This is a genomic window from Methylobacterium variabile (assembly GCF_001043975.1).
Taxonomy (GTDB): Bacteria; Pseudomonadota; Alphaproteobacteria; order Rhizobiales; family Beijerinckiaceae; genus Methylobacterium; species Methylobacterium variabile.
Window position 1 is genome coordinate 17,557 of record NZ_LABY01000029.1, and the last position, 21,766, is coordinate 39,322.

General features: G+C 71.7%; 19 protein-coding genes. 10 read left to right on the forward strand and 9 right to left on the reverse strand.

The window, feature by feature from the left end:
- Nucleotides 1-100: 100 nt before the first annotated feature.
- Entirely contained in the window at nucleotides 101-745 is a 645-nt protein-coding gene (locus tag VQ02_RS04935) for a GntR family transcriptional regulator (protein WP_048443051.1), read from the reverse strand.
- 103 nt (nucleotides 746-848) lie between these two features.
- On the opposite strand from VQ02_RS04935, the gene VQ02_RS04940 reads away from it, so the two are divergent.
- Nucleotides 849-1,577, forward strand: a complete 729-nt coding sequence (locus tag VQ02_RS04940; protein WP_048443069.1) for a class I SAM-dependent methyltransferase — start codon at nucleotides 849-851, stop codon at nucleotides 1,575-1,577.
- Nucleotides 1,578-1,581: 4 nt separating this feature from the next.
- Nucleotides 1,582-2,085: a GNAT family N-acetyltransferase gene (locus VQ02_RS04945; RefSeq protein ID WP_048443052.1), complete on the forward strand. Its 504-nt coding sequence runs from the start codon at nucleotides 1,582-1,584 to the stop codon at nucleotides 2,083-2,085.
- A gap of 90 nt (nucleotides 2,086-2,175) precedes the next feature.
- Here VQ02_RS04945 and mdoH read toward each other — a convergent pair whose 3' ends face one another.
- Nucleotides 2,176-4,248: a glucans biosynthesis glucosyltransferase MdoH gene (gene mdoH / locus VQ02_RS04950; RefSeq protein ID WP_245239630.1), complete on the reverse strand. Its 2,073-nt coding sequence runs from the start codon at nucleotides 4,246-4,248 to the stop codon at nucleotides 2,176-2,178.
- Between the two features lie 98 nt (nucleotides 4,249-4,346).
- Nucleotides 4,347-5,936, reverse strand: coding sequence for an OpgD/OpgG family glucan biosynthesis protein (locus VQ02_RS04955; protein ID WP_048443053.1), 1,590 nt, complete (start codon nucleotides 5,934-5,936; stop codon nucleotides 4,347-4,349).
- Nucleotides 5,937-6,132: 196 nt separating this feature from the next.
- Here VQ02_RS04955 and glmU point away from each other — a divergent pair, with 196 nt between their 5' ends.
- A complete protein-coding gene (glmU, locus tag VQ02_RS04960) occupies nucleotides 6,133-7,476 on the forward strand; it encodes a bifunctional UDP-N-acetylglucosamine diphosphorylase/glucosamine-1-phosphate N-acetyltransferase GlmU (RefSeq protein WP_048443054.1) in 1,344 nt (447 codons plus the stop codon).
- 38 nt (nucleotides 7,477-7,514) lie between these two features.
- On the opposite strand, the gene VQ02_RS04965 is transcribed toward glmU, so the two are convergent.
- The gene (locus VQ02_RS04965) at nucleotides 7,515-8,225 is read right to left on the reverse strand and encodes a DUF2270 domain-containing protein (RefSeq protein WP_048443055.1); all 711 of its coding nucleotides are present in this window, start codon (nucleotides 8,223-8,225) and stop codon (nucleotides 7,515-7,517) included.
- A gap of 280 nt (nucleotides 8,226-8,505) precedes the next feature.
- Between VQ02_RS04965 and glmS the strand changes: the two genes are divergently transcribed.
- Nucleotides 8,506-10,332 (forward strand): glutamine--fructose-6-phosphate transaminase (isomerizing), encoded by a 1,827-nt coding sequence (gene glmS / locus VQ02_RS04970; RefSeq protein ID WP_048443056.1) that lies wholly within the window; start codon nucleotides 8,506-8,508, stop codon nucleotides 10,330-10,332.
- Nucleotides 10,333-10,620: 288 nt separating this feature from the next.
- Nucleotides 10,621-11,715 carry a DUF2778 domain-containing protein gene (locus VQ02_RS04975; protein WP_048443057.1) on the forward strand — a complete coding sequence of 365 codons (1,095 nt, stop codon included), beginning with the start codon at nucleotides 10,621-10,623 and terminating at the stop codon, nucleotides 11,713-11,715.
- A 57-nt stretch (nucleotides 11,716-11,772) separates the two neighbouring features.
- Here the strand turns inward: VQ02_RS04975 and VQ02_RS04980 are convergent, their stop codons facing one another.
- The 4 genes from VQ02_RS04980 to VQ02_RS04995 form a co-directional block, all read right to left on the reverse strand.
- Nucleotides 11,773-12,561 carry a lytic murein transglycosylase gene (locus tag VQ02_RS04980; RefSeq protein WP_048443058.1) on the reverse strand — a complete coding sequence of 263 codons (789 nt, stop codon included), beginning with the start codon at nucleotides 12,559-12,561 and terminating at the stop codon, nucleotides 11,773-11,775.
- Nucleotides 12,562-12,825: 264 nt separating this feature from the next.
- Nucleotides 12,826-13,704 carry a beta-keto acid cleavage family enzyme gene (locus VQ02_RS04985; RefSeq protein WP_048443059.1) on the reverse strand — a complete coding sequence of 293 codons (879 nt, stop codon included), beginning with the start codon at nucleotides 13,702-13,704 and terminating at the stop codon, nucleotides 12,826-12,828.
- Nucleotides 13,705-13,715: 11 nt separating this feature from the next.
- Nucleotides 13,716-14,474: an SDR family NAD(P)-dependent oxidoreductase gene (locus VQ02_RS04990; protein WP_048443060.1), complete on the reverse strand. Its 759-nt coding sequence runs from the start codon at nucleotides 14,472-14,474 to the stop codon at nucleotides 13,716-13,718.
- A 127-nt stretch (nucleotides 14,475-14,601) separates the two neighbouring features.
- Nucleotides 14,602-15,426 (reverse strand): IclR family transcriptional regulator, encoded by an 825-nt coding sequence (locus tag VQ02_RS04995; RefSeq protein ID WP_048443061.1) that lies wholly within the window; start codon nucleotides 15,424-15,426, stop codon nucleotides 14,602-14,604.
- 222 nt (nucleotides 15,427-15,648) lie between these two features.
- Here VQ02_RS04995 and VQ02_RS05000 point away from each other — a divergent pair, with 222 nt between their 5' ends.
- The 5 genes from VQ02_RS05000 to VQ02_RS05020 all read left to right on the forward strand — a co-directional run bounded on the left by VQ02_RS05000 (nucleotide 15,649) and on the right by VQ02_RS05020 (nucleotide 20,991).
- Nucleotides 15,649-16,887, forward strand: a complete 1,239-nt coding sequence (locus VQ02_RS05000) for a branched-chain amino acid ABC transporter substrate-binding protein (RefSeq protein WP_048443062.1) — start codon at nucleotides 15,649-15,651, stop codon at nucleotides 16,885-16,887.
- Between the two features lie 321 nt (nucleotides 16,888-17,208).
- Nucleotides 17,209-18,162, forward strand: a complete 954-nt coding sequence (locus VQ02_RS05005) for a branched-chain amino acid ABC transporter permease (protein WP_048443063.1) — start codon at nucleotides 17,209-17,211, stop codon at nucleotides 18,160-18,162.
- Nucleotides 18,159-19,487, forward strand: a complete 1,329-nt coding sequence (locus tag VQ02_RS05010; RefSeq protein ID WP_048443064.1) for a branched-chain amino acid ABC transporter permease — start codon at nucleotides 18,159-18,161, stop codon at nucleotides 19,485-19,487. The genes VQ02_RS05005 and VQ02_RS05010 overlap by 4 nt, the downstream gene beginning before the upstream one ends.
- Nucleotides 19,484-20,248 carry an ABC transporter ATP-binding protein gene (locus tag VQ02_RS05015; protein ID WP_048443065.1) on the forward strand — a complete coding sequence of 255 codons (765 nt, stop codon included), beginning with the start codon at nucleotides 19,484-19,486 and terminating at the stop codon, nucleotides 20,246-20,248. The genes VQ02_RS05010 and VQ02_RS05015 overlap by 4 nt, the downstream gene beginning before the upstream one ends.
- 14 nt (nucleotides 20,249-20,262) lie before the next feature.
- Complete coding sequence (locus VQ02_RS05020; RefSeq protein WP_048443071.1) at nucleotides 20,263-20,991, forward strand: ABC transporter ATP-binding protein; 729 nt, start codon at nucleotides 20,263-20,265, stop codon at nucleotides 20,989-20,991.
- A gap of 144 nt (nucleotides 20,992-21,135) precedes the next feature.
- Here the strand turns inward: VQ02_RS05020 and VQ02_RS05025 are convergent, their stop codons facing one another.
- Nucleotides 21,136-21,558 (reverse strand): FKBP-type peptidyl-prolyl cis-trans isomerase, encoded by a 423-nt coding sequence (locus VQ02_RS05025; RefSeq protein WP_048443066.1) that lies wholly within the window; start codon nucleotides 21,556-21,558, stop codon nucleotides 21,136-21,138.
- Between the last annotated feature and the right edge of the window lie 208 nt (nucleotides 21,559-21,766).

Below are 21,766 nucleotides of genomic sequence, written 5' to 3' on the forward strand. Positions count from 1 at the left end.
TCTCCATTTTTATAGATAAAAAATGCCGGTCGGCACGCCCAAAGATCCACACCTGCCCGTTCGACGCAATGGTCCGGCAAAATAATAGATAAAATGTCTGTCAGCTCTCGCGGCGTGGCGCCGGTCCGGCGCGATGCCCGACCCACTGGACGTGCCGGGCGAGGACGGCCGCCGCGGCATCGACGTCGCCGGCCCTCAGGGCGACCAGGATCGCCCGGTGATCGCGGTCCGTCGGCGTCTCCCACTCGGCGCGCCAGCCGGCGAAGAGGAAGCGGGCGCTGGCGGCCTGGAGGTCGTCGATCGCCTTCAGGAGCCGGGGCATGCCGCAGGGGACGAGGATGAGGCGGTGGAAGCTCCGGTTGGCCTCCTCCCAGGCATGGACGTCGCCGGCGCGGTCTCCGGCACGGGTCGCCGCCTCGGCCCGGTCGAGGATGGCGGGGGTGAGGTGCGGGGCCGCGTGGCGCAGCGCCAGCACCTCGAGGGCAGCGCGCATCTCGGCGACCTCGCGCACCTCCTCCGGGCTGAACCCGGCGACCCGCACGCCGCGCCGCGGCTCGCTCATCACCAGCCCCTGCGCCTCAAGACGGCGGAACGCCTCGCGCACCGGCACGTGGCTGGCGCCGAACTCCGCCGCGACATGGTCCTGCCGCAGCCGGGAGCCCGCCGCGAGGGCGCCGGAGATGATGCGCTCGGCCAGGGCCCGGCTGATCCGCACCGCGATCGGTTCGTCTTTCGCTCTCGTCATGAAATTATCGATAATCGAGCGCCGTCGACTCGTCACGTCGGGCGTGGTCGGCGGCGCGCCGGCATGCGAGATGCTGCCGCCAGGGGACTTGCGCGAGGCCGCGATGAGCGATGGTTGGGACGACTCCGCCGCGGCCTGGATCGCCGATATGGGCGAGGACGGCGATTTCGGCCGCGCCCACGTGCTCGACGCGCCGATGCTGGCGCGCATCCGGGGCCGGGGCTTCCGGCGCGCCCTCGACGTCGGCTGCGGCGAGGGCCGCTTCTGCCGCCGCCTGCGCGATCTCGGCATCGCAATCGTCGGGATCGATCCCACCGACGCCCTGCTGCGCCAGGCCCGGATCCGCGACCCGGAGGGCGTGTATCTCCCCGGCCGCGCCGAAGCGCTGCCCTTCGCGGACGGCGCCTTCGACCTCGTCGTCAGCTACCTGACGCTGATCGACATCCCGGACATCCGCACGGCGATCCCCGAGATGGCCCGGGTGCTCGCCCCCGGCGGCTCGCTCCTGGTCGCCAACCTCACGAGCTTCGCCAGCGCCGGCGGGTGGAGCGGGGAAGCCGACGGGGTCCGACGCTTCAGCCTCGACCGCTACCTCGACGAGCGGGCGGACTGGGCCGAATGGCGCGGCATCCGCGTCCGCAACTGGCACCGGCCGCTGTCGCTCACCATGGGCCTCCTGCTCGATCAGGGGCTGGTTCTGAGGCACTTCGACGAGCCGGTTCCGCAGGGCGGCGACCCGGCGACCGTGGCGCGCTATCGGCGGGTACCGTGGTTCATGGTCATGGAGTGGGAGAAGCTGGACGGCCGTGCGGTCGTGCTCAAGGAGGACTGACCGCATGCCGCTGCCGTTCACGATACGTCGCGCCGACCTGACCGACGCCGAAGCGGTCACGACTTTGCTGTCGGCCAGCTATCCGGTCCTGATGGCAGCCGCCTACGAGGTGGATGTCCTGGTGCGCGCACTGCCGCTGATGGTGCGAGCAAACCCAGTCCTCCTTGCATCCGGCAGCTTTCATCTGGCGGAGACGCCGGGCGATGTCGTCGGCTGCGGCGGCTGGACGCCGGAACGGCCCGGCACCGGCGAGGTCGAACCAGGCCTCGGCCATATCCGTCACTTCGCCGTGGACCCGGGTTGGACAGGACGCGGTGTCGGGCGGTCCCTGTTCGAGGCCTGCCGCGCGCAGGCCCGGAGCCGCGGCGTCAGCGTCTTCGAGTGCTACGCGAGCCTCAATGCTCAGCCGTTCTACCAGGCTCTCGGTTTTTCCAGGCTTGAGCGACGCGAGATCGCGATGGGCGACGCCGTCCGCTTCCCCGCCGTGCTGATGCGGTGCCGGCTCTGATCGGCTCACCCCGGCACGAAATACCGGCGCGTCGCAGGCCGCTCTGCCCCCTCTCCGGGTCTGTTCCAGACCCGGAGAGGGAAGCCTGCCTCACCCGCCCAGCCGGCCGAGCCGGTCGAGCAGCGCCCGGTCGTGCAGCAGCACCATCCTCTCTTTCGGGGTCAGCCAGGCGGCCGCCTCGTCGATGGTCTCGGCCTCCACGACCTTGGCCTGGGCCATGACGTGGTCGGGCTGGAGCGCGCCGCGGGGGCGGGGCTCCGCCGGGGGCAGGAAGGCGAGGTGGCCGGCCTGGAGGTCCGGATCGGCGTGGAGGGCCCGCAGCCCATCCGCGTCGTCGTAGCCGAGGGCGGCGTTCCTCGCCTCGATCGCCCTGGCGGCGGTGGCGATCGGCGGCGGCTCGCGCTCCTCCGGCGTCATCAGCAGGCCGGCGCGCTTGAGGGCGAGGCCGAGGGCCAGCTGCCCGCTCGCCCAGGAGATCGGGATCGCCAGGACGAGGCCGAGGATCGTCGGCGACATCCAGAGGAACAGCGAGGTCGCGATGGCGAAGGCCGACACGCCGGCCACCAGGCCGAGGATCGTGTGCCAGCGGTGCCGGCGCACGATGTCCGACCACGGGATCGAGCCGTCGTCCCGGCGCTGCGGGTTCCAGCCGGTGTCGCGCCCGAGCAGGATCTGGATCACCGAGCCGGACTGGACCAGCATGGCGATCGGGGCGATCAGGGCCGAGAGCAGGGTCTCGATCAGGGCCGAGAGCACGAGGCGCAAGCCCCCGCCGCAGGCCCGCCGCACCGCACCGTCGAGAAGGCCGAGGATCAGGCCGAAGAGTTTTGGGGCGAGCAGGATCCCCATGGTGATCCCGAACAGCTGGAGCGCGCGCACGGGGTCGAAGCGCGGCCAGACGGGGTAGAGGCGGAACTCGTTCGAGAAGTATTCCGGCCGGATGTAGGCGGTCTGCAGGGCGAGCGCGATGCCGACCACGAGCTGCGCGGCCCAGAGCGGCGAGGCGAGGTAGCCGGCGATGCCGGTGGCGAAGTGCTGGCGCGAGGCGAGCCTCAACCCCGCCGTGCCGATGATGCGGCTGTGCTGCAGGTTGCCCTGCGCCCAGCGCCGGTCGCGGATCGCGATATCGATGAGCGAGGGCGGGCTCTCCTCGTAGGAGCCCTGCAGATCCGGGAGCATGTACACGCTCCAGCCGGCCCTGCGGATCAGCGCCGCCTCGACGAAGTCGTGGCTGAGCACGTGGCCGCCGAAGGGCGGCTTGCCGCTCAGGTCCGGCAGGCCGCAATGGGCCGCGAAGGCGCGCGTCCGGATGATCGCGTTGTGGCCCCAGTAGTTGCCGTCGCGGCCCGACCACAGCGACAGGCCGGTGGCGATCACCGGGCCGTAGATGCGGGCCGCGAATTGCTGCACCCGGGCGAACAGGGTGTTGCGGTTGATGATGAGCGGCAGCGACTGGATGATGCCGGAATCCGGGTCGGCCTCCATGGCGCGGGCCAGCGTCACGACGCAGTCGCCGCTCATCAGGCTGTCGGCGTCGAGGACCAGCATGTGGTCGTAGCGGCCGCCCCAGCGGGTGACGAAGTCCGCGATGTTGCCGGCCTTGCGGTGGTGGTTCTTCGGCCGGTGGCGGTAGTACAGGCGCGCACCGTCGCCCAGCCGCGACCGAAGCGCGAGGTAGGCCCGCTCCTCGGCGATCCAGGCATCGGCCTGGGTCGAGTCGGACAGGATCCAGTAGTCGAAGGCCGCGCCCTCGCCGGTCTCCTCGATCGATGCGCGGATCGCCTCGACCGCCGCGAAGGTGCGGGCCGTGGCCTCGTTGTAGACCGGCATCACCACGGCGGTGCGGGTGGTGAGAGGGCCCGGCGGCGTCGCCGGCCGGCCACGCCTCAGGCGCTCGCGCAGGAGAGCCAGGAAGCCGAGGAGGCCCGACGTGAAGGCGAGCGCGATCCACGAGAAGTTGAGGGTGAAGAGGGCGAGCAGCAGCCACTGCAGCCAGGTGGTCGAGCCGGCGACCGAGACCACCTCGTACATCTGGACGGCGCCGTAGGCGGTGAGCAGGGCCCCGCCGCCGAACACGAAGGCGCGGGCGGCCCAGGGCGCCCGCCGGCCCGGCACCCGGTGCTCCTGCGCCTCCGACCACTGGCGCAGGTCCTGCACCGGCATGGCGAGGGGCGCCTCGGGCGGCACCGCGGGCGGGATCGTCGGGGCGGGCTCGTCCTCGGTCGCGGCGTCGCGGGGTTCATCGAGGAGGGGGGCGAAGGTCACGGGGTCCACCGGTACAGCCATGTCTCACTGACGGGTTTGTCGCCGGCCTTGACGACCAGGCGCAGCTCGCTGGCGGTCTCGTTGCCCGGATCGAGCTCGAACACCGCCCGCACGGTCTTGCGTTCCGGGTAGGCGTAGAGGCTCTGGCGGGTGATGCTGCCGGGCGCGGCGTGCAGGCCGAGCCGCAGGGAGCCCGGGTCGGCCCCCTCGGCGAAGGGCGCCTCGCCGTTGAAGTCGACGAGAAACAGCCGGCGCTTGCCGGACGCGCCCTTGCCGACCCGGGTGCCGGTGCAGGCGGCGAGCGGCGGCGCCCCCGGCACCGCCCAGCACCAGAACTGGCGGTAGCTGAAGGCGGTCTCCTTGGCGACCGGGTCCTTGGGCCGCCAATAGGCCAGGATGTTCTCGTTGACCTCGGACTCGCTCGGGATCTCGATGAGCTGGACCGCGCCGGGGCCCCAGCCGTGCTGCGGCACGTCCGGCCCCCAGCTGCCGAGGGGCTCGACCCAAAGGCTCGGGCGCCTCTCCCAGCGCTGCACGTCGTCCTGGTAATCGGCGTAGGCGCGGTCGCGCTGGACCAGGCCGAAGCCCTTCGGGTCCTGGTCGAGGAAGGCGGAGATCTGCAGCGTCTCGGGATTCTGCACCGGGCGCCAGATCGCCTCGCCCCAGCCGTTGCGGATCTGGAGGCCGTCGCACTCGTGGGCGGCGGGCCTCGCGTCGTCGACGTTGCGGTGGTCGGTCGGGCCGAACAGGTAGGCGCCGGTCATGCCGGCGATGCCGACATGCTCGAGGGACGTGCGCGGGCAGAGCGTCGCCTCGACGTCGACGATGGTGGCCTCGCCCGGCCGCAGGGTCATGCGCAGGGCCGCGGTGGCGGACTCGGAATCGACGAGGGCATGGATCACGATCTGCCCGGTGCCCGCCCCCGGCCGCTCGAGCCAGAAGGCGCGAAACAGCGGGAATTCCTCGCCCCGCGCCTCGGCCGGCTTCAAGGTGAGGGCGCGGGCGGTGACGCCGTAGCTCTGCCCGGCGGCGAGCGCGCGGAAGAACGAGGCACCCTGGAAGATCGCGCAGTCGGCCGGGGCCGCGCCGTTGAAGCTGGCGTAGAGCCGGAAGCCCGAGAAGCCGAGGTCGCGCCCCTCGTCGGGGGCCTTAAGCTTGCCGAAGGTGAAGCGGTTGCGGTCGTAGGCGATGCGGCGCACCACCCCGTCCTCGACGGCGTGGAGGGCGACGGGCGTGGTGAACACGAAGCCGCGGTGCAGCGGCTCGACCACGAAGCCGCGGCCCTCGCCGGCCCAGAGCAGGGCCGGGGCTTGCGCCCGCACGCCGATATACTGCTCATAGGTGAGGTTGTTGAAAGGGTCGGGCAGGTCGGCCGCGGGCGCCGCGTAAGGCTTCTTCGCGAGCGCGCGGGCGAGCTCGACCACCTGGCCGGCATCGAAGCGCTGGCCGTCCGAGAGGGGCGTGGCCGGCTCCGCGGGCTGCGCGCCCGCCGCACCGGCATAGGCGAGGCCGCCGCCGGCGAGCGCCAGCACCGCGCGTCGGTCGATGGCTGTGCGGGGGGGCGGAACGGTCGGAGGCTGCGTCATCAGGAGAAGGGGTACCGTGCCGGATTCAGGGGAAAGGACGCCGGCCGTTTACCACGATCCGGGCTGAACCGGGGGTTAAGAATCGCCGCCGGAGCGCCGCTGGGGTAGGAGCCCGCGCGCTTGCCCCGGCGGGACGATCGGCTAGACGGTCGTGACAGCCGCGAACGAACCCTCGCTAGAGTACGACAGGCCGCCGATGACCGTGACGCCGAAGCCCGCAGAGGCCCGCTCCCTCCTTGCCGTCGTGCTCGCCGCCGGCAAGGGCACGCGGATGCGCTCCGCCCTGCCGAAGGTGCTGCACCCCCTCGCCGGGCGGCCGATGCTGGCCCACGTGCTCGCCGCGGTCGCGGAGGCCGGGGCCGGACGCATCGCCGTGGTGGTCGAGCCCGGCCGCGACGACGTCGCCCGGGTCGTCTCGGGCTTCCCGGGCGCCGAGACCTACCCACAGGCCGAGCGCCTCGGCACCGCCCACGCGGTCCTGGCGGCGCGCGACGCCCTGGCGGCGGGGGCGGACGACGTGATGGTGGCCTTCGGCGACACGCCGCTGATCGGCCCCGAGACCTACGCGCGCCTGCGGGCGCCGCTCGGCCAGGGCGCCGCCGTGGCGGTGCTCGCCTTCGAGAGCGAGAACCCCACCGGCTACGGACGGGTGCTGGTCGAGGACGGCCGGGTGACGGCGATCCGCGAGGAGAAGGACGCGAGCGAGGCGGAGCGCCGCGTCACCCTGTGCAATGCGGGCCTGATGGCGCTGTCGGGCTCCCTCGCCCTCGGCCTGCTCGAGCGGATCGGCAACGCCAACGCCAGCGGCGAGTACTACCTGCCCGACGCCGTGGCGCTCGCGGTGGCGGACGGGCACCGGGTCGCGGTGGTGCCGGTGGCGGAGGCCGAGGCGCAGGGGGTCAACGACCGGGTGCAGCTCAGCCTCGCCGAGGCGGCAGTGCAGACCCGGCTGCGCCGCCGCGCCATGCTCGGCGGCGCCACCCTGATCGCCCCCGAGACGGTGTTCCTCAGCCACGACACGGTCCTCGGCCGCGACGTCGTGGTCGAGCCCCACGTGGTGTTCGGCCCCGGCGTCAGCGTCGGCGACGGCTGCACCCTGCACGCCTTCTCGCACCTGGAGCAGGCCCGCCTGGCGCCGGGCGTCCAGATCGGGCCCTATGCCCGGCTGCGGCCCGGCGCGGTGCTGGAGCAGGGCGCGCGCATCGGCAACTTCGTCGAGGTGAAGAACGCCGCGATCGGGGCGGGCGCCAAGGTCAACCACCTCTCCTACGTCGGCGACGCCGAGGTGGGGGAGGGCGCCAATCTCGGGGCCGGCACCATCACCTGCAACTACGACGGCGCGAACAAGCACCGCACGGTGATCGGACCCGGCGCCTTCGTGGGGTCGAACTCGGCGCTGGTGGCGCCGGTGACGGTCGGAGCCGGCGCCTTCGTGGGCTCGGGGTCGGTCATCACGGACGACGTGCCGCCCGGCAGCCTCGCGATCGGCCGCGGCCGGCAGGTGACCAAGACCGGCTGGGCCAAGCCAACGAAGGGGTGAGGAGCGCCCTCGCACCCGCGCGCGACGGCGCGCCAGTCTCACACGTGCACCGCGCCGTCCCCCTCGTCGCGGCGGCCGGCGCGCAGGGCGGCGGCGAGGAGCCAGGCGTAGAAGCACGCCACGGCCGCGAGCACGAGCCAGCCCGGCAGCGGCCCGAGGCCGGCGCCGGCCAGGATCTCGGGAAGACCGTGGACGGTTTCGGCGGCGCCCGCCTCCGGGAGGCGGGGTCCCGCATCCTGCAGGCGCGCGGAGGTGATCTTCAGCACCCAGGCGAGGAGCAGGATCCCGAACATCCAGCCGTAGTTGCGCCGCAGCCGCCGGCCGAAGGCCTCCCGCAGGCCGATATGGAACATCGGGTGGCGCAGATCCTCGGCCAGCATCCGGGCCCAGCCGGGATCGGCCGTGGCCCCGGGGTCGAAGACCTCGGCGTAGTAGTGCCGCTCGAGCCGGCGCACGCGGGTGCGGTAGACGTCGAAGAAGCGGTAGCGCCGGGCCTCGATGCCGAGGAGCAGCAGCACCAGCAGCATGGCGAACAGGAGCACGCCGTGATGGGCCGTCGGCGTCGAGAGCGAGACCGACAGCATCGCCGCGATAACGGTGATCGCCCAGTTGGTGGTGCGGTCGATCCGGTCGCGCCAGCCCGCCATGCGGGCGATCTCGGCCCGGTGGTAATGCGCCAGCACCGTGATCGTCTCGGCGGGCGTCCTCGGCAGCGGTAGCGTGACGGCCTCCGTCGGCGCGGCGATCATGGCGGGCCTCCCCGGCCCGGGCCTCCTCGCCCGGGCGTCGCGCCCATCATGCCGCAGGAGTCGGGCTGGATCGAAGGGTTTCCACCCGCCATCACGCCGTGAACCTTGGCCGTCATAATCCGTTATGGAAGTTGACTGGCCTCCCCACCGGCCGGCCCGGTAGAAGGGCCCGAAGCGAGGCGGGTGCGGCGCGGCAAGGGACTTGCCGTGCGTCCCGCAGAAGGGCCGGAGCGTCCCGGAACGGGACGCGAGAGGCCGAGCGAGACGTGAGGCGGTGAGCATGTGCGGGATCGTTGGAATCGTCGGCCGGAGCGCCGTGGCGGGACAGGTGGTCGATGCGCTCCGCCGGCTCGAGTACCGCGGCTACGACTCGGCCGGCATCGCCACCCTCGAGGCCGGCCGGCTCGAGCGCCGGCGGGCCGAGGGCAAGCTGTCGAACCTGCAGCTGAAGCTTTTGCAGAACCCGCTCGCCGGCGCCATCGGCATCGGCCACACCCGCTGGGCCACACACGGCCGGCCGAACGAGACCAATGCCCACCCGCACGCCACCGAGCGCCTGGCGGTGGTCCATAACGGCATCATCGAGAACTTCCGCGAGCTGAAGACCGAGCTCCAGGCCGAGGGCTGCGCCTTCGAGACCGAGACCGACACCGAGGTGGTGGCCCAGCTCGTCAGCCACCTGATGCGGCAGGGCCTCGGCCCCGTCTCTGCCGTCGAGGCGGCGCTGCCGCGCCTGCGCGGCGCCTTCGCCCTCGCCTTCCTGTTCGCCGGCGAGGAGGACTTTTTGATCGGCGCCCGCCATGGCGCCCCGCTGGCGATCGGCTTCGGCGACGGCGAGACCTATCTGGGCTCCGACGCCCTCGCGCTCGCGCCCTTCACCGACGAGATCACCTATCTCGACGAGGGCGACTGGACGATCCTGACCCGGGACGGGGCCGAGATCCGCGACAGTGCCGGCAACGTGGTGGCCCGTCCGCGCCAGAAGATCGCCACGCAGGCCTTCCTGGTCGACAAGGGCAACTACCGCCACTTCATGGCGAAGGAGATCTACGACCAGCCCGAGGTGGTGGGCCGCACCTTCGCCCACTACGTCGACCTCGCCGCCGGCCGGGTCGCCTTGCCGGAGGCGCTGCCCTTCGATTTCGCCAATCTCAGCCGCATCTCGATCACCGCCTGCGGCACCGCCTACTATGCCGGTCTCGTCGCCAAGTACTGGTTCGAGAAGCTGGCCCGGCTGCCGGTCGAGATCGACGTCGCCTCCGAGACCCGCTACCGCGAGCCGCCGCTCGAGAAGGGCGGGCTCACCCTCGTGATCTCGCAGTCGGGCGAGACCGCCGACACCCTGGCCTCGCTGCGCTACGCGAAATCGCAGGGCCAGCACACGCTGGCGGTGGTCAACGTGCCGACCTCGACCATCGCCCGCGAGGCCTCGGCCGTGGTGCCGACGCTCGCCGGTCCGGAGATCGGCGTCGCCTCCACCAAGGCGTTCTCGTGCCAGCTCACGGTGCTGCTCTGCCTGGCGCTGGCGGCGGGCCGCGCGCGAGGCACCCTCGACGAGGCCGAGGAGAAGCGCCTCGTCGACGCCCTGATCAAGGTGCCGGGCCTGATGGCCGAGGCGCTCAAGCGCGAGGAGGAGATCGAGGTCCTGGCCCGCGAGATCGCCAAGGCCCGGGACGTGCTCTACCTCGGCCGCGGCACCGCCTACCCGATGGCCCTCGAGGGCGCGCTGAAGCTCAAGGAGATCTCCTACATCCACGCCGAGGGCTACGCCGCCGGCGAGCTGAAGCACGGCCCGATCGCGCTGATCGACGACGCGGTGCCCGTGATCGTGATCGCACCCCACGACGCGACCTTCGAGAAGACCGTCTCGAACATGCAGGAGGTGGCGGCCCGCGGCGGCAGGATCGTGCTGATCGGCGACGCGCGGGGCGCCGACGCCGCCGGCCTCGACACGCTGGCCACCCTGATGATGCCGGACCTCGACGCCGTCGTCGCGCCGATCGTCTATGCGGTGCCGGTGCAGCTGCTCGCCTACCACACCGCCGTGGTGCTCGGGAAAGACGTCGACCAGCCGCGCAACCTGGCGAAGTCCGTCACGGTGGAGTGACCCGGTCCCGCAACGACCGGACGACGGAGACGCGAGAGCGGGCCGCCTCACGCCGAGGCGGCCCGCTCTCGCGTCGGGAGGTCGCCGGTCGTACCCGCCATCAGGGTGCCACGAATTCTTCGGATTCGCTCGATGTCATTTAGCCGGGATTAACCAAAAGCCCTCTCAATACGAGAGCTTAAGGTTGATCCTTTCCTAAGCGGCCGATCTCGCCGGCCCGCCGCGCTTCCCTGCGCCGGCGGTCGGCCGGGCGGGTCCGTGCGGGAACTGCCATCGAGTACAGGCCGCATGGACCTCGTCGCGTATTCGTCCGGGCGCCTCGCCCCGGGCTCCGTCCGTCGCCGCCGCCGCAACCGGCGGGTCCTCCTCGCCACCGTGCTGGCGGGCATCGGCGCCGCCGGCGGCTTGATGCCGCGCGAGGAGCCCCAGCCGCCGGTCGCGGCGGCTTCGGCGCAGACCGAGTCGGTCGCGCCGGGCCGTCAGGCCGGAATCGCCCCGGCCGAGCTCGGCTGGATGCTCGCGCCGCTGCCGACCCCGGGGCGCGAGACGGCGACCTTCGTCCGGGAGGCTCCGGCCGAGGCAGCCCTGCTGGTCGCAGCCGTGCCGCCCGCGACGGAGCCCGTAGCCGCGCCGCTCCCCGAGGCGCCGCGCCTCGCCGAGGCCGGGCCTTCCATCCCCCAGCCCCTCGCCGCCATCCCCTTGCCGGTACCGCGTCCGCCCGAGCTGCGCCCGTCGCCGGCCGTGCTGGCGACTCGCGCGCCGCGGCGCCCGGTCCAGGCCGTGGCCTCGACCCAGAGCGTTTTCCGCGCCGCGCTGCCGGAGGAGCCCTCGCTGCTCGACCGGATCTTCGGGGGAGGGGGCGAGCGCGCCGCGCCGGCCCAGACCCTCGCCTACGCGGCGCCGGGCGCCCTCGAATCCGCCCCGCGCCAGCGCCTCAGCGCCAGCCCGGGCATCGCGGTCTACGACATCAGCGCCCGCGTGGTGACGCTGCCGAGCGGCGAGACGCTGGAGGCGCATTCGGGCCTCGGGCCGCACATGGACGACCCCCGCAACGTGCACCTGAAGATGCGCGGCGCCACGCCGCCGGGCACCTACGACCTCACCGAGCGCGAGGCCCTCTTCCACGGCGTGCGCGCCATCCGGCTCAACCCGGTGGGCGGCAGCGGCGCCATCCACGGACGGGTCGGGCTCCTCGCCCATACCTACATGCTCGGGCCCAGCGGCGCCTCGAACGGCTGCGTCTCGTTCCGGAACTACGACCGCTTCCTGCAGGCCTTCCTGCGGGGCGAGGTGCGCCGCCTCGTGGTGGTGCCGGGCGCCGGCGCCAGCGACCTGCCGCGCATCGGCCGGGGCGGCCCGTCGGACCGCTCCGCCCGAGGCTGACGACGAGCCGGGATCTCCGGGGGGCTCGCCTCCCGGAGCCTGCTCACGTACCGCCGCTCATTCGCCGTCGATCTTGGACCCGATCAGCGCGATGGCGCGCTGGTAGACCGAGGCGGCGTTCCAGCCCTGGATCGCCGCGAAGTTCGGCTCGCCGGGCTGGTAGCCGGCGCCGGCGCGCCAGCCATGGGCCTTGAGGAAGTTCGCGGTCGAGGCGAGGGCGACCGAGACGTTGTCGAGGCTGCCGCCGGTGCCGTAGTTCAGGACGCTCTTCGGCAGGAACTGGGTGTGGCCGACCTCGCCGTGGGCCGCGCCCCGGGTGGCGGCGGTCAGCACGCCGCGGTCGACCAGGGTCAGGGCGGCGTAGAGCTGGTCGGTGAAGAAGGCCGAGCGGCGGCAATCATAGGCGAGCGTCGCCACCGCCGAGAGGGTGTTGACGTTGCCCTTCACGGCGCCGAAACCCGTCTCCATGCCCCAGATGGCGAGGAGCGGCCCCGGCGGCACGCCGTAGCGCTGCTCGATCGAGTCGAACAGGGCTCCTTGCGAGCGCTTCAGGGCCCGGCCGCGGGAGATGATCGCCGGCCCGCCGCGCTTGGCCAGGAACTGCTCGAGGGACAGCTTGAAGCTCCTCTGGCCCCGGTCCGCCGCGATGGTGGCGGACGAGTAGGAGGTGCCCATCAGGGCCGAGATTGCGGCCGGGCTGGCGCGCCCGCGGGCCTCCTCGGCGAACTCGCGCTTCCAGGACTCGAATCCGGCGGCCGAGTTGCCGCACTGCGCCGCCTCGGCGCCGCCGGCCAGCACCGCGAGGCCCGCGGCGATCAGGGCCCGCCCGTAACCGCTTCTGGTCATCCAACACTCCCTCTGAGCCGCGCCGCAGGCCCTGGGACGTCGGACCGTCGCGGCTCCCATTCCGGTTTTCATGCCTGCCCGATGGGCGATGCTACAGTCCGGCCGTCTGCGGAATCTTTACGGCGGGAATGCAACTCACCCTGATCCCGGCCGGCCGTCCCGCGGGAACGCACGACCGGGACCGTTCACCGGTATGTAGTCCCGGGGGCGGGAGAGCGAGGATGAAAGCCCGCGGGCGTGACCTTCCGGCCACGCCGGGCCGGATCAGGCGGCGAGCCCGAAGATCGCCCGCGCCTCGGCCGGGCTGGCGGGGGCGCAATCGAGATGGGCGAGCAGGCTCACGGCCTTCTCGACCAGGGCGGCGTTGCTCGGGGCGAGCTGGCCCCGCGACAGGTAGAGGTTGTCCTCGAGCCCGACCCGGACGTGGCCGCCGGCGGTGGCGGCGAGGGCCACCATCGGGAACTCGGCCCGGGAGATGCCGAAGCCCGACCACACCGCGTCCCGGGGCAGGCGGTCGCGCATCTGCAGCAGGGTCTCGGGCGTCGCCGGCGCTCCCCACGGGATGCCGAGGCAGATCTGGAACAGCGGCGGGGAGGCGAGGTGCCCTTCGGCCAGGAGGTGGCGGGCGAGCTCGATCTGGCCGAGGTCGAACACCTCGATCTCCGGCTTCGCTCCCGCCTCCCGGATCAGGGCCCCCATCGCCCGCAGGTGGGCCGGGGTGTTCATGAAGGCGTGCTCGCCGAAATTCATCGTCGCCACGTCGAGGGTGCAGATCTCCGGCCGCAGCGCCGTGACGTGGCGGGTGCGCGCCTCCGGCGAGGCGAGGGTCGTGCCGGGTCCCGCCACTGCCGGGTCGGGGTCGCCGGCCACGTACCGCCCGCCGGCACCGGTGGTGAGGTTGAGGATGACGTCGGCGTTCCGCTCGCGGATGCGCTCCACCACCTCGCGGTAGAGGGCGAGGTCCATGCTGGGCCTGGCCGTTTCCGGGTCGCGGACGTGGATGTGGACGATCGCCGCCCCGGCCTCCGCCGCCTCGAGGGCCGATTGCGCGATGGCCCGCGGGCTCACCGGCACGGCGGGGTTCTTCGCGGGCGTGTCGAACGAGCCGGTGAGGGCGCAGGTGATGACGGTCTTGCGCGACATGGATCCCCCCCTCAGAGCATGCCGCCGTCGACCACCAAGGTCTCGCCGGTGACGTAGGCCGCGCCGGCGGCGAGGAAGAGCATCGCCTCGGCGATGTCCTCGGGCTTGGCGAGGCGCGCGAGCAGCGTCCGCGACACGGTCTCGGCCTTGCGCGCCTCGGGCCAGGCTTCCGTCCAGGGCGTCTGGACTAGGCCCGGCGCGACCGCGTTGACCCGCACCTCCGGAGCGAGCGCCCGGGCGAGGCTGCGGGTCAGGTTCACCAGCCCCGCCTTGCTGGCCGAGTAGGCGATGCTCGAGCCGCGCCGCCCGAGACCCGCCACCGAGGCGGTGTTGACGATGGCACCCTTGGCTTGGCGCAGGGCCGGCGCCGCCGCGCGGGCACAGCGATAGGGGCCGACGAGGTTGGTCGAGAGGATCGTCTGCCAGAACTCCTCGGTCATCGCGTCGAGGTCGGTGAACTCGATCGGCGTGGTCGAGGCCGGGGTGCCGGCATTGTTGATGAGCACGTCGAGGCCGCCCAGCGCGTCGATGCCACGCGCGACCATGCCTTCCGCTTCGCCCGGCACCGCGACGTTGCCGGGGAGCGCCCGGACCTTGAGCCCCTCGGCAGCAAGGCGCGAGGCGGCCTCGGGCCCACGGCCGTCCTCGGCCAGATGGTTGAGCACCACGTCGGCGCCGCAGCGCGCGAACAGGGTGACGGCGGCGAGGCCTATCCCCGAGGCGCCGCCGGTGACGAGCACGCGGCGGCCGTGCAGATCCGCACTGATCATTGAACTTTCCACCCTGCGAAATGTTGTTTCGCGGGAGAGTGGCAGGAGCGGACGGAGCTTGTCCAGCTTCGTGTGCGCATCCGGGGTGCGCCTGCGGCGCAGGCTTCGCCCGGCCTGCCGCGCGCCCTCAGTCGACGATCCCGAGCGCCCGCATGCGCGCGATGGTCTCGAGCAGCTTCGGGCCGGTGTCGCGGCGCAGGACATCCTCGGTGAGCAGGAAGGCCGGGCCGCTGATGTTGACCGCGAAGTGGCCGCGGCCGCCGGGGGCGTGGATCGGGGCCGCGACGGCGTTGATGTCCTGGTGCCAGATGCCGATGCCGACGCAGAAGCCGTGCTCGGCGATCTCCTGGGCGCAGCGGCGGTAGGTGCGGTCGAGCCGGCCCGCATCGGCGCCGTCGCGGCGCAGGCGGGTGAAGAGGGCGCTGCGCTCGCCCTCGTCGAGGCTCGTCAGCGTCGCCATGCCCATGGCGCTGCGGGCGAGCGGCAGGCGGAAGCCGACCTCGCTCGACAGCACGATGCGCTGGCCCTGGCCGCGCCAGAGCTGGACGTAGACGCTCGACAGCCCGTCGAGGAGGCCGAGGGCGACGTGGGCCTGCACCGCCGTGGCGAGGTCCTGCAGGAAGGGCTTCACCATCTGCGGGAACGAGTTCTGCCGCAGGAAGGCGGCGCTCAGCGCCAGCACGGCGGGGCCGAGGCCGTAGCGCTCGCCCTGCGGGTCGTGCACCAGGTAGCCGAGGGACAGGAGCGTGTGGGTCAGGCGCGAGACCGTGGGCTTCGGCAACCCGGTGCGGGCGGCGATCTCGCGATTGCCCAGCATCTCGGCCGCGTCCCGGAAGGCGCGCAGGACCTGGAGGCCACGGGCGAGGGCCGTGACGAACTGCCGGTCGGAATCCTCGGTCTCCGCCGGGTCCTGGGTGATCGCGCCGGCGCGCGCCGCCATCGCCTGTGCCATGCTGCCGCCTCCCCCCTTTCCCCGCGGCCGGGGCCCCGGGGCGTCATAAGGTGACCGGACGACGCCGGCTCGGCAACTTGTTTCGCGATGCGGATCATCATTTCGCGTCTTGACCGGTCCCGGACGGGGATGCACTGTCGGTCTAAGGCGGGCGACGACCCGCCGGCGACGCCGAACACGGCGCGCCGTCAAGAACCGGAAACGCCAGTTCAGGAGGACGCCTTGGTCAAGACCCTCGCGCGCATCACGGCCGCCGGCCTCGTCGCCCTGGCGGCCTCGACCGCGCTCGCCGCGCCGATGAGCCTGAAGATCGCCTTCGTCGATCCGCTCTCCGGCGGCGGGGCCAGTACCGGAGAGGCCGGGCTGAAGACTTTCCAGTTCATGGCCGAGCAGCTCAACGCCAAGAACCCCGACCTGAAGCTCGAGGTGACCGGCTACGACAACAAGCTCAACCCGCAGGAGAGCCTCGTCCAGCTTCAGAAGGCGATCGATTCCGGCGCCCGTGTGGTCGTGCAGGGCAACGGCTCCTCGGTCGGCGCCGCGCTGATCGACTTCGTCGGCAAGTACAACGATCGCAATCCTGGCAAGGAGATCATCTATCTCAACTACGCCGCGGTCGATCCGGCGCTGACTAACGCCAAGTGCAACTACTGGCACTTCCGCTTCGACGCCAATTCCGATATCAAGATGGCGGCCCTGACCAACTACATCAAGGGCAAGCCCGAGATCAAGAAAGTCTACCTCATCAACCAAGACTACTCGCACGGGCACGCGGTGCGCACCGCCGCCCGGGCGATGCTGAAGGAGAAGCGGCCCGACATCCAGATCGTCGGCGACGAGGTGGCGCCGTTGCAGAAGGTCAACGACTTCTCGCCTTACATCGCCAAGATCAAGGCGGCCGGTGCCGACACGGTGATCACCGGCAACTGGGCGCAGGACATGGCGCTGCTGCTCAAGGCGGCGGGCGATGCCGGGCTCCAGGCCAACTTCTACACCTATTACGGCGGCGGCAGCGGCGGCCCGACCGCGATCAAGCAGGCCAACCTGCCCGACCGGGTCTTTCAGATCGCCGAGGGCTACGCCAACGTCGACTCCAAGGCCGGCCACGACTTCGAGACCGCCTTCCGCGCCAAGACCGGCCAGGAGCTGACCTATCCGCGGGTCGTCAACCTGATGAACATCCTGGCCAAGGCGACGCTCACCGCCAAGTCGACCGACCCGAAGGCGATCGCCAAGGCGATGGACGCGATTCACAACGACACGCTCTACGGCAAGGACAGCTTCATCCGGCCGGACGACCACCAGATCTTCCAGCCGATCTACATCTCGCGCTTCGGCCCGGTCGACACCTCCAAGGTCCTCGACAGCGAGAATACCGGCTGGGGCTGGACCGGCGCCGGCGAGGTGAGCGCCCAGGAGACCCTGCTGCCGACCACCTGCAAGATGGACCGGCCGAGCTGAGCCGATACGAGTGGCATCCCAGGATAATGGGGTGCCCTTTACGCGGCGCGAATGAACCGGCCTGAACCACCGTTTCCCGAACGACCCAAGAGAAGCGGAGGGAGATCCGGGATCCAGCAGGGAAAGCGCCGCGAAACGGCTCTATCTTTGCGGCATTGCAGACAAGCGGTCGCTTCGTGAAATTTAGTTGCTGGATCCCGGATCTCCTTCCGCTGACGCTCCAGCCGTCCGGGAAAGGGCGGGGTTGAAACAGCCCGGGCCGGCGGGTTTTCCCACCCGGTCACCACCAAGACAGCGCCCCGCACCGGCAGGAGACCCCGCGTGCTCGAACTCGTCATCGTCTCGACGCTGAACGGCGTGCTCTACGGGATGCTGCTCTTCCTGATGGCGAGCGGCCTGACCCTGATCTTCAGCATGATGGGCGTGCTCAACTTCGCCCATGCCAGCTTCTACATGCTGGGCGCGTTCTTCGGCTATCAGATCAGCCGCTTCACCGGGTTCTGGGTCGGCCTCGTCGCCGCCCCGGTGCTGGTCGGGGGCCTGGGCGCGCTCGTCGAGCGCTACGGCCTGCGCAACGTCCACCGCCACGGCCACGTCCCGGAGCTGCTCTTCACCTTCGGCCTCGCCTACGTGATCGAGGAGGTGGTGCAGATGGTGTGGGGCAAGCTGCCGGTCGACTACCGCGTCCCGGCCGCCCTCGACTTCCCGGCCTTCACGGTCTTCGGCACCAACTATCCGGCCTACAAGCTGTTCATGCTGGTGATCTCGGTGGCGATCTTCATCGCCCTGCTGGTGGCCCTGACCCGCACCCGGGTCGGGCTGATCATCCAGGCGGCGCTGACCCACCCCAACATGGTGGCGATGCTGGGCCACGACGTGCCCAAGGTGTTCATGCTGGTGTTCGGCGTCGGCACGGGCCTGGCCGCGGTGGCGGGCGTCATCGCCGGGCCGGCGCTGGTGACCCAGGCCAACATGGCGGGCCTGCTCGGACCGATCCTGTTCGTGGTCGTGGTCGTCGGGGGCCTCGGCTCGCTCACCGGTGCCTTCGTGGCCTCGCTGCTGATCGGGCTGGTGCAGACCTTCGCCATCTCCCTCGACGTCTCGGTCGCCAGCGTCCTGCGCGCCGTCGGCATCGACGCCGCGCCATCGGGCGGCGTGCTCGGCGACCTCTGGAACGTGACAATCGCCCAGGTCGGGCCGATCATCCCCTACCTCCTGCTGGTCCTCGTGCTGATCGCGCGGCCGACCGGCCTGCTCGGGAACCGCGAAGCATGAGCGATCTCGCCGACGTCGCGCCGTCCGGATCTTTCGCGCAGGCCGGGGCCCGCCCGTCGATCCGCCCGCGCGGAGCGGGGCTCGCCGCCCAGGTGCTGCCCTGGCTCCTGGCGGCCGGGATCCTGGTCGCCGCCCCCCTCGTCTTCACCAGCGGCACCGCGCTGACCATGATGAGCCTGATGGGCATCATGGTGGTGTTCTCCCTGTCCTACAACATGCTGCTCGGCCAGACCGGGCTCCTGTCCTTCGGGCACGCGGTCTATTACGGGCTCGGCGCGTTCTTCACCGTCCACGCCATGAACGTCGTGGCGGGAAACCGCCTGCCGATCCCGCTGCCGCTGCTGCCGCTGGTGGGCGGGCTCGCCGGCCTCGCCTTCGGGATCCTGTTCGGGATGATCTCGACGCGGCGCGCCGGCACCGTGTTCGCGATGATCTCGCTTGGCATCGCCGAGCTGGTCGCCTCGGGCTCGCACATCCTGCACAGCTTCTTCGGCGGCGAGGAGGGCATCACCGCCAACCGCACCAAGATGCTGCGGCTGTTCGACATCGGCTTCGGGCCGCAGATCCAGGTCTACTACCTCATCGCCGCCTGGTGCCTGATCTGCGCCGTGGCGATGTTCGCGATCACCCGCACGCCGCTCGGGCGCCTGTGCAACGCCGTGCGCGAGAATCCGGAGCGGGTCGAGTTCCTCGGCTACGAGCCGCAGACGATCCGCGTCACGGCCTTCTGCCTGTCGGCGATGTTCGCCGGGGTCGCGGGGGCGCTCGCGGCGATCAACTTCGAGATCGCCAACTCGGCCTATCTCGGCGTGCACCAGTCCGGCGTGGTGCTGCTCGCGACCTTCATCGGCGGCATCGGCACCTTCGTCGGCCCGGTCGTCGGCGCCGTGGTGGTGACGCTGCTGCAGGTCTCGCTCAGCGACCTGACCGAGATCTGGCAGCTCTATTTCGGGCTCCTGTTCATCGCCATCGTGATGTTCGCCCCCGGCGGCATCGCCGGCCTGGCGCTCATGCACGGCCCGCTCCTGCGCGCCGGCACCGCCCACCGCCTGATCCCGGCCTACCTCCTGGCCCTCGGCCCCTTCGCCCTCATGCTGGCCGGCGGCATCGCGCTCATCGAGATGGCGTTCCGGGTGCTGGTGAAGGCGAGCGAGGGCACCGAGACGAGCCTCGCCGGCATCCCCCTCGATGCCGGCCACGTCCTGCCCTGGTGCGTGGCCGGCGCCATGGCGGCGGGCGGTGCCTTCGCCCTGCGGGCGGTGCTGCCGCGGGTCGCCGCCGCCTGGCACGAGGCCTCCGCCGCCGCCAAGGAGAAACTCGCATGAGCGCCCCCGCGATCGAGCTGTCCGGCGTCCACAAGAGCTTCGGCCCGGCCAAGATCATCAACGGCGTCGACCTCGCCGTGCCGACGGGCGAGCGCCACGCCATCATCGGGCCGAACGGCGCCGGCAAGTCGACCCTGTTCCACCTCATCAGCGGCCGCTTCGCGCCGACGAGCGGCACGATCCGGCTCGAGGGGCAGGACATCACCGGCTGGCGCCCGGCGGCGATCAACCGGGCCGGCCTCGCCCGCAGCTTCCAGGTCACCAACATCTTCCCGAAGCTCAGCGTGTGGGAGAACGTGCGCTGCGCGGTGCTGCGGGCGATGGGCCACGGACCGTCGTTCTGGCGCGGGGTCGAGGGATTGCCGGGCGTGGCCGAGCGCACGGAGGAGATCCTCTCCCGCATCCGCCTCGGCCACCGCGCCTCGGTGGCGGCGGGGCTGCTGGCCTACGCCGAGCAGCGGGCGCTCGAGATCGGCATCGCGATCGCGAGCGACGCCAAGGTCATCCTCCTCGACGAGCCGATGGCCGGGATGAGCCACAGCGAGAGCGAGCACGCGACCCAGCTCATCCGCGAGGTCACGACCGGGCGCACGCTCGTGATGGTCGAGCACGACATGGCGGTGGTGTTCGGGCTCGCCGACCGCATCTCGGTCCTGGTCTACGGCCGCATCATCGCCACCGACACCCCCGCCCGCATCCGGGAGAACCGCGCCGTGCAGGAAGCCTATCTGGGGGTCGCCACCGGGGAGGAGGCCGCGTGAGCGCCGCCGTCGCGATGCCGGCGGCGCGTGCCGCCACCGCGCCCGCCCTCCTCGAGGTCGAGGACCTGCATGCCTATTACGGCAAGAGCCACATCCTGCAGGGGGTGAGCTTCCGGGTCGGCGCCGGCGAGATCGTCTCGATCCTCGGCCGCAACGGGGTCGGGCGGTCGACGACCCTCAAGGCGATCATGGGCGACGTGCCGCCCCGCGGCCAGATCCGCTTCAAGGGCCAGCCGATCGCCGGCCTCAAGCCCTACACGGTCGCCCGCCGCGGCCTCGGCTACGTGCCGGAGGAGCGGGCGATCTTCCCCAAGCTCACCGTGCGGCAGAACCTGGCGCTCGGCGAGAAGAGCGGAAAGCGCGGCGGGCGCTGGTCCTACGCCGACATCTTCCGGCTCTTCCCTCGCCTGGAGGAGCGGATCGACACGCCGGGCGGCGTGCTGTCGGGCGGCGAGCAGCAGATGCTCACGATCTGCCGCACCCTGATGGGCGACCCCGACCTGATCATGATCGACGAGCCGACGGAAGGCCTCTCGCCCCAGATGGTCGCCCGGGTCGCCGAGATGATCGGCGAGATCGCCGCCCGCGGCGTCTCGGTGCTGCTGGTCGAGCAGAAGCTCACCATCGCCCTCAAGCTGTCGCAGCGCCTCTACGTGATGGGCCACGGCCACGTGGTGTTCGAGGGCACGCCGGCGGCGCTCAGCGCCAACGAGGCGGTGCGGCGGGAGTGGCTGGAGGTGTAGAATCCGACCGGTGAGCCTGGGCCGGATCTGCGCTCAGGTTGACAGACTCTCCGCGTCATCCCGGGCCCGCGAAAGCGAAGCCCGGGATGACCCTGTGCGGTGGAACCGTCGCGACGCGTTGGTGATGGCCGCGTCGAACAGGCTTCAGCGCATGCCGAGCAGCTCGACGTCGAACATCAGCGTGGCGTTCGGGGGGATCACGCCGCCGGCGCCGCGGGCGCCGTAGCCGAGGTCCGGCGGGATCACCAGGGTGCGCTTGCCGCCGACCTTCATGGTCGAGAGCCCCTCGTCCCAGCCGCGGATGACCTGGCCGGTGCCGACCGCGAAGTTCAGCGGCTGCTTGCGGTCGAGGGAGCTGTCGAACTTCGCACCCTTCTTGCCGTCCTGATAGAGCCAGCCGGTGTAGTGGACGCTGACGGTCTGGCCCGTCTTCGGCTGCGGGCCGGTGCCGACCACCTCGTCCTTGTACTTGAGGCCGGAAGGGGCGGTGATGAACGAGTCGGCGGAGGCTGAGGCGGTCATGGCGATCGTGATCACTCCGGCAAGGGCGAGGGGCGAACGGCGCATCGACGGGATCGTTCCTGTGCGTGACGTCGGGGAGAGTGGTTAGAGCATTGCCCGGCCGGCCGATAGGCCTGTCGCCCGGCGGGCCGATAGGCCTATCGGCCCTCGGGGCGCCTCAGGCCCGCGGCAGGGACTCGGGATCGATGGTGCCGCCCTCGGCCCAGCCGAGGAGCAGCGCCCGCACCGCGGCCGGATCGGCGAGCCGGTATCG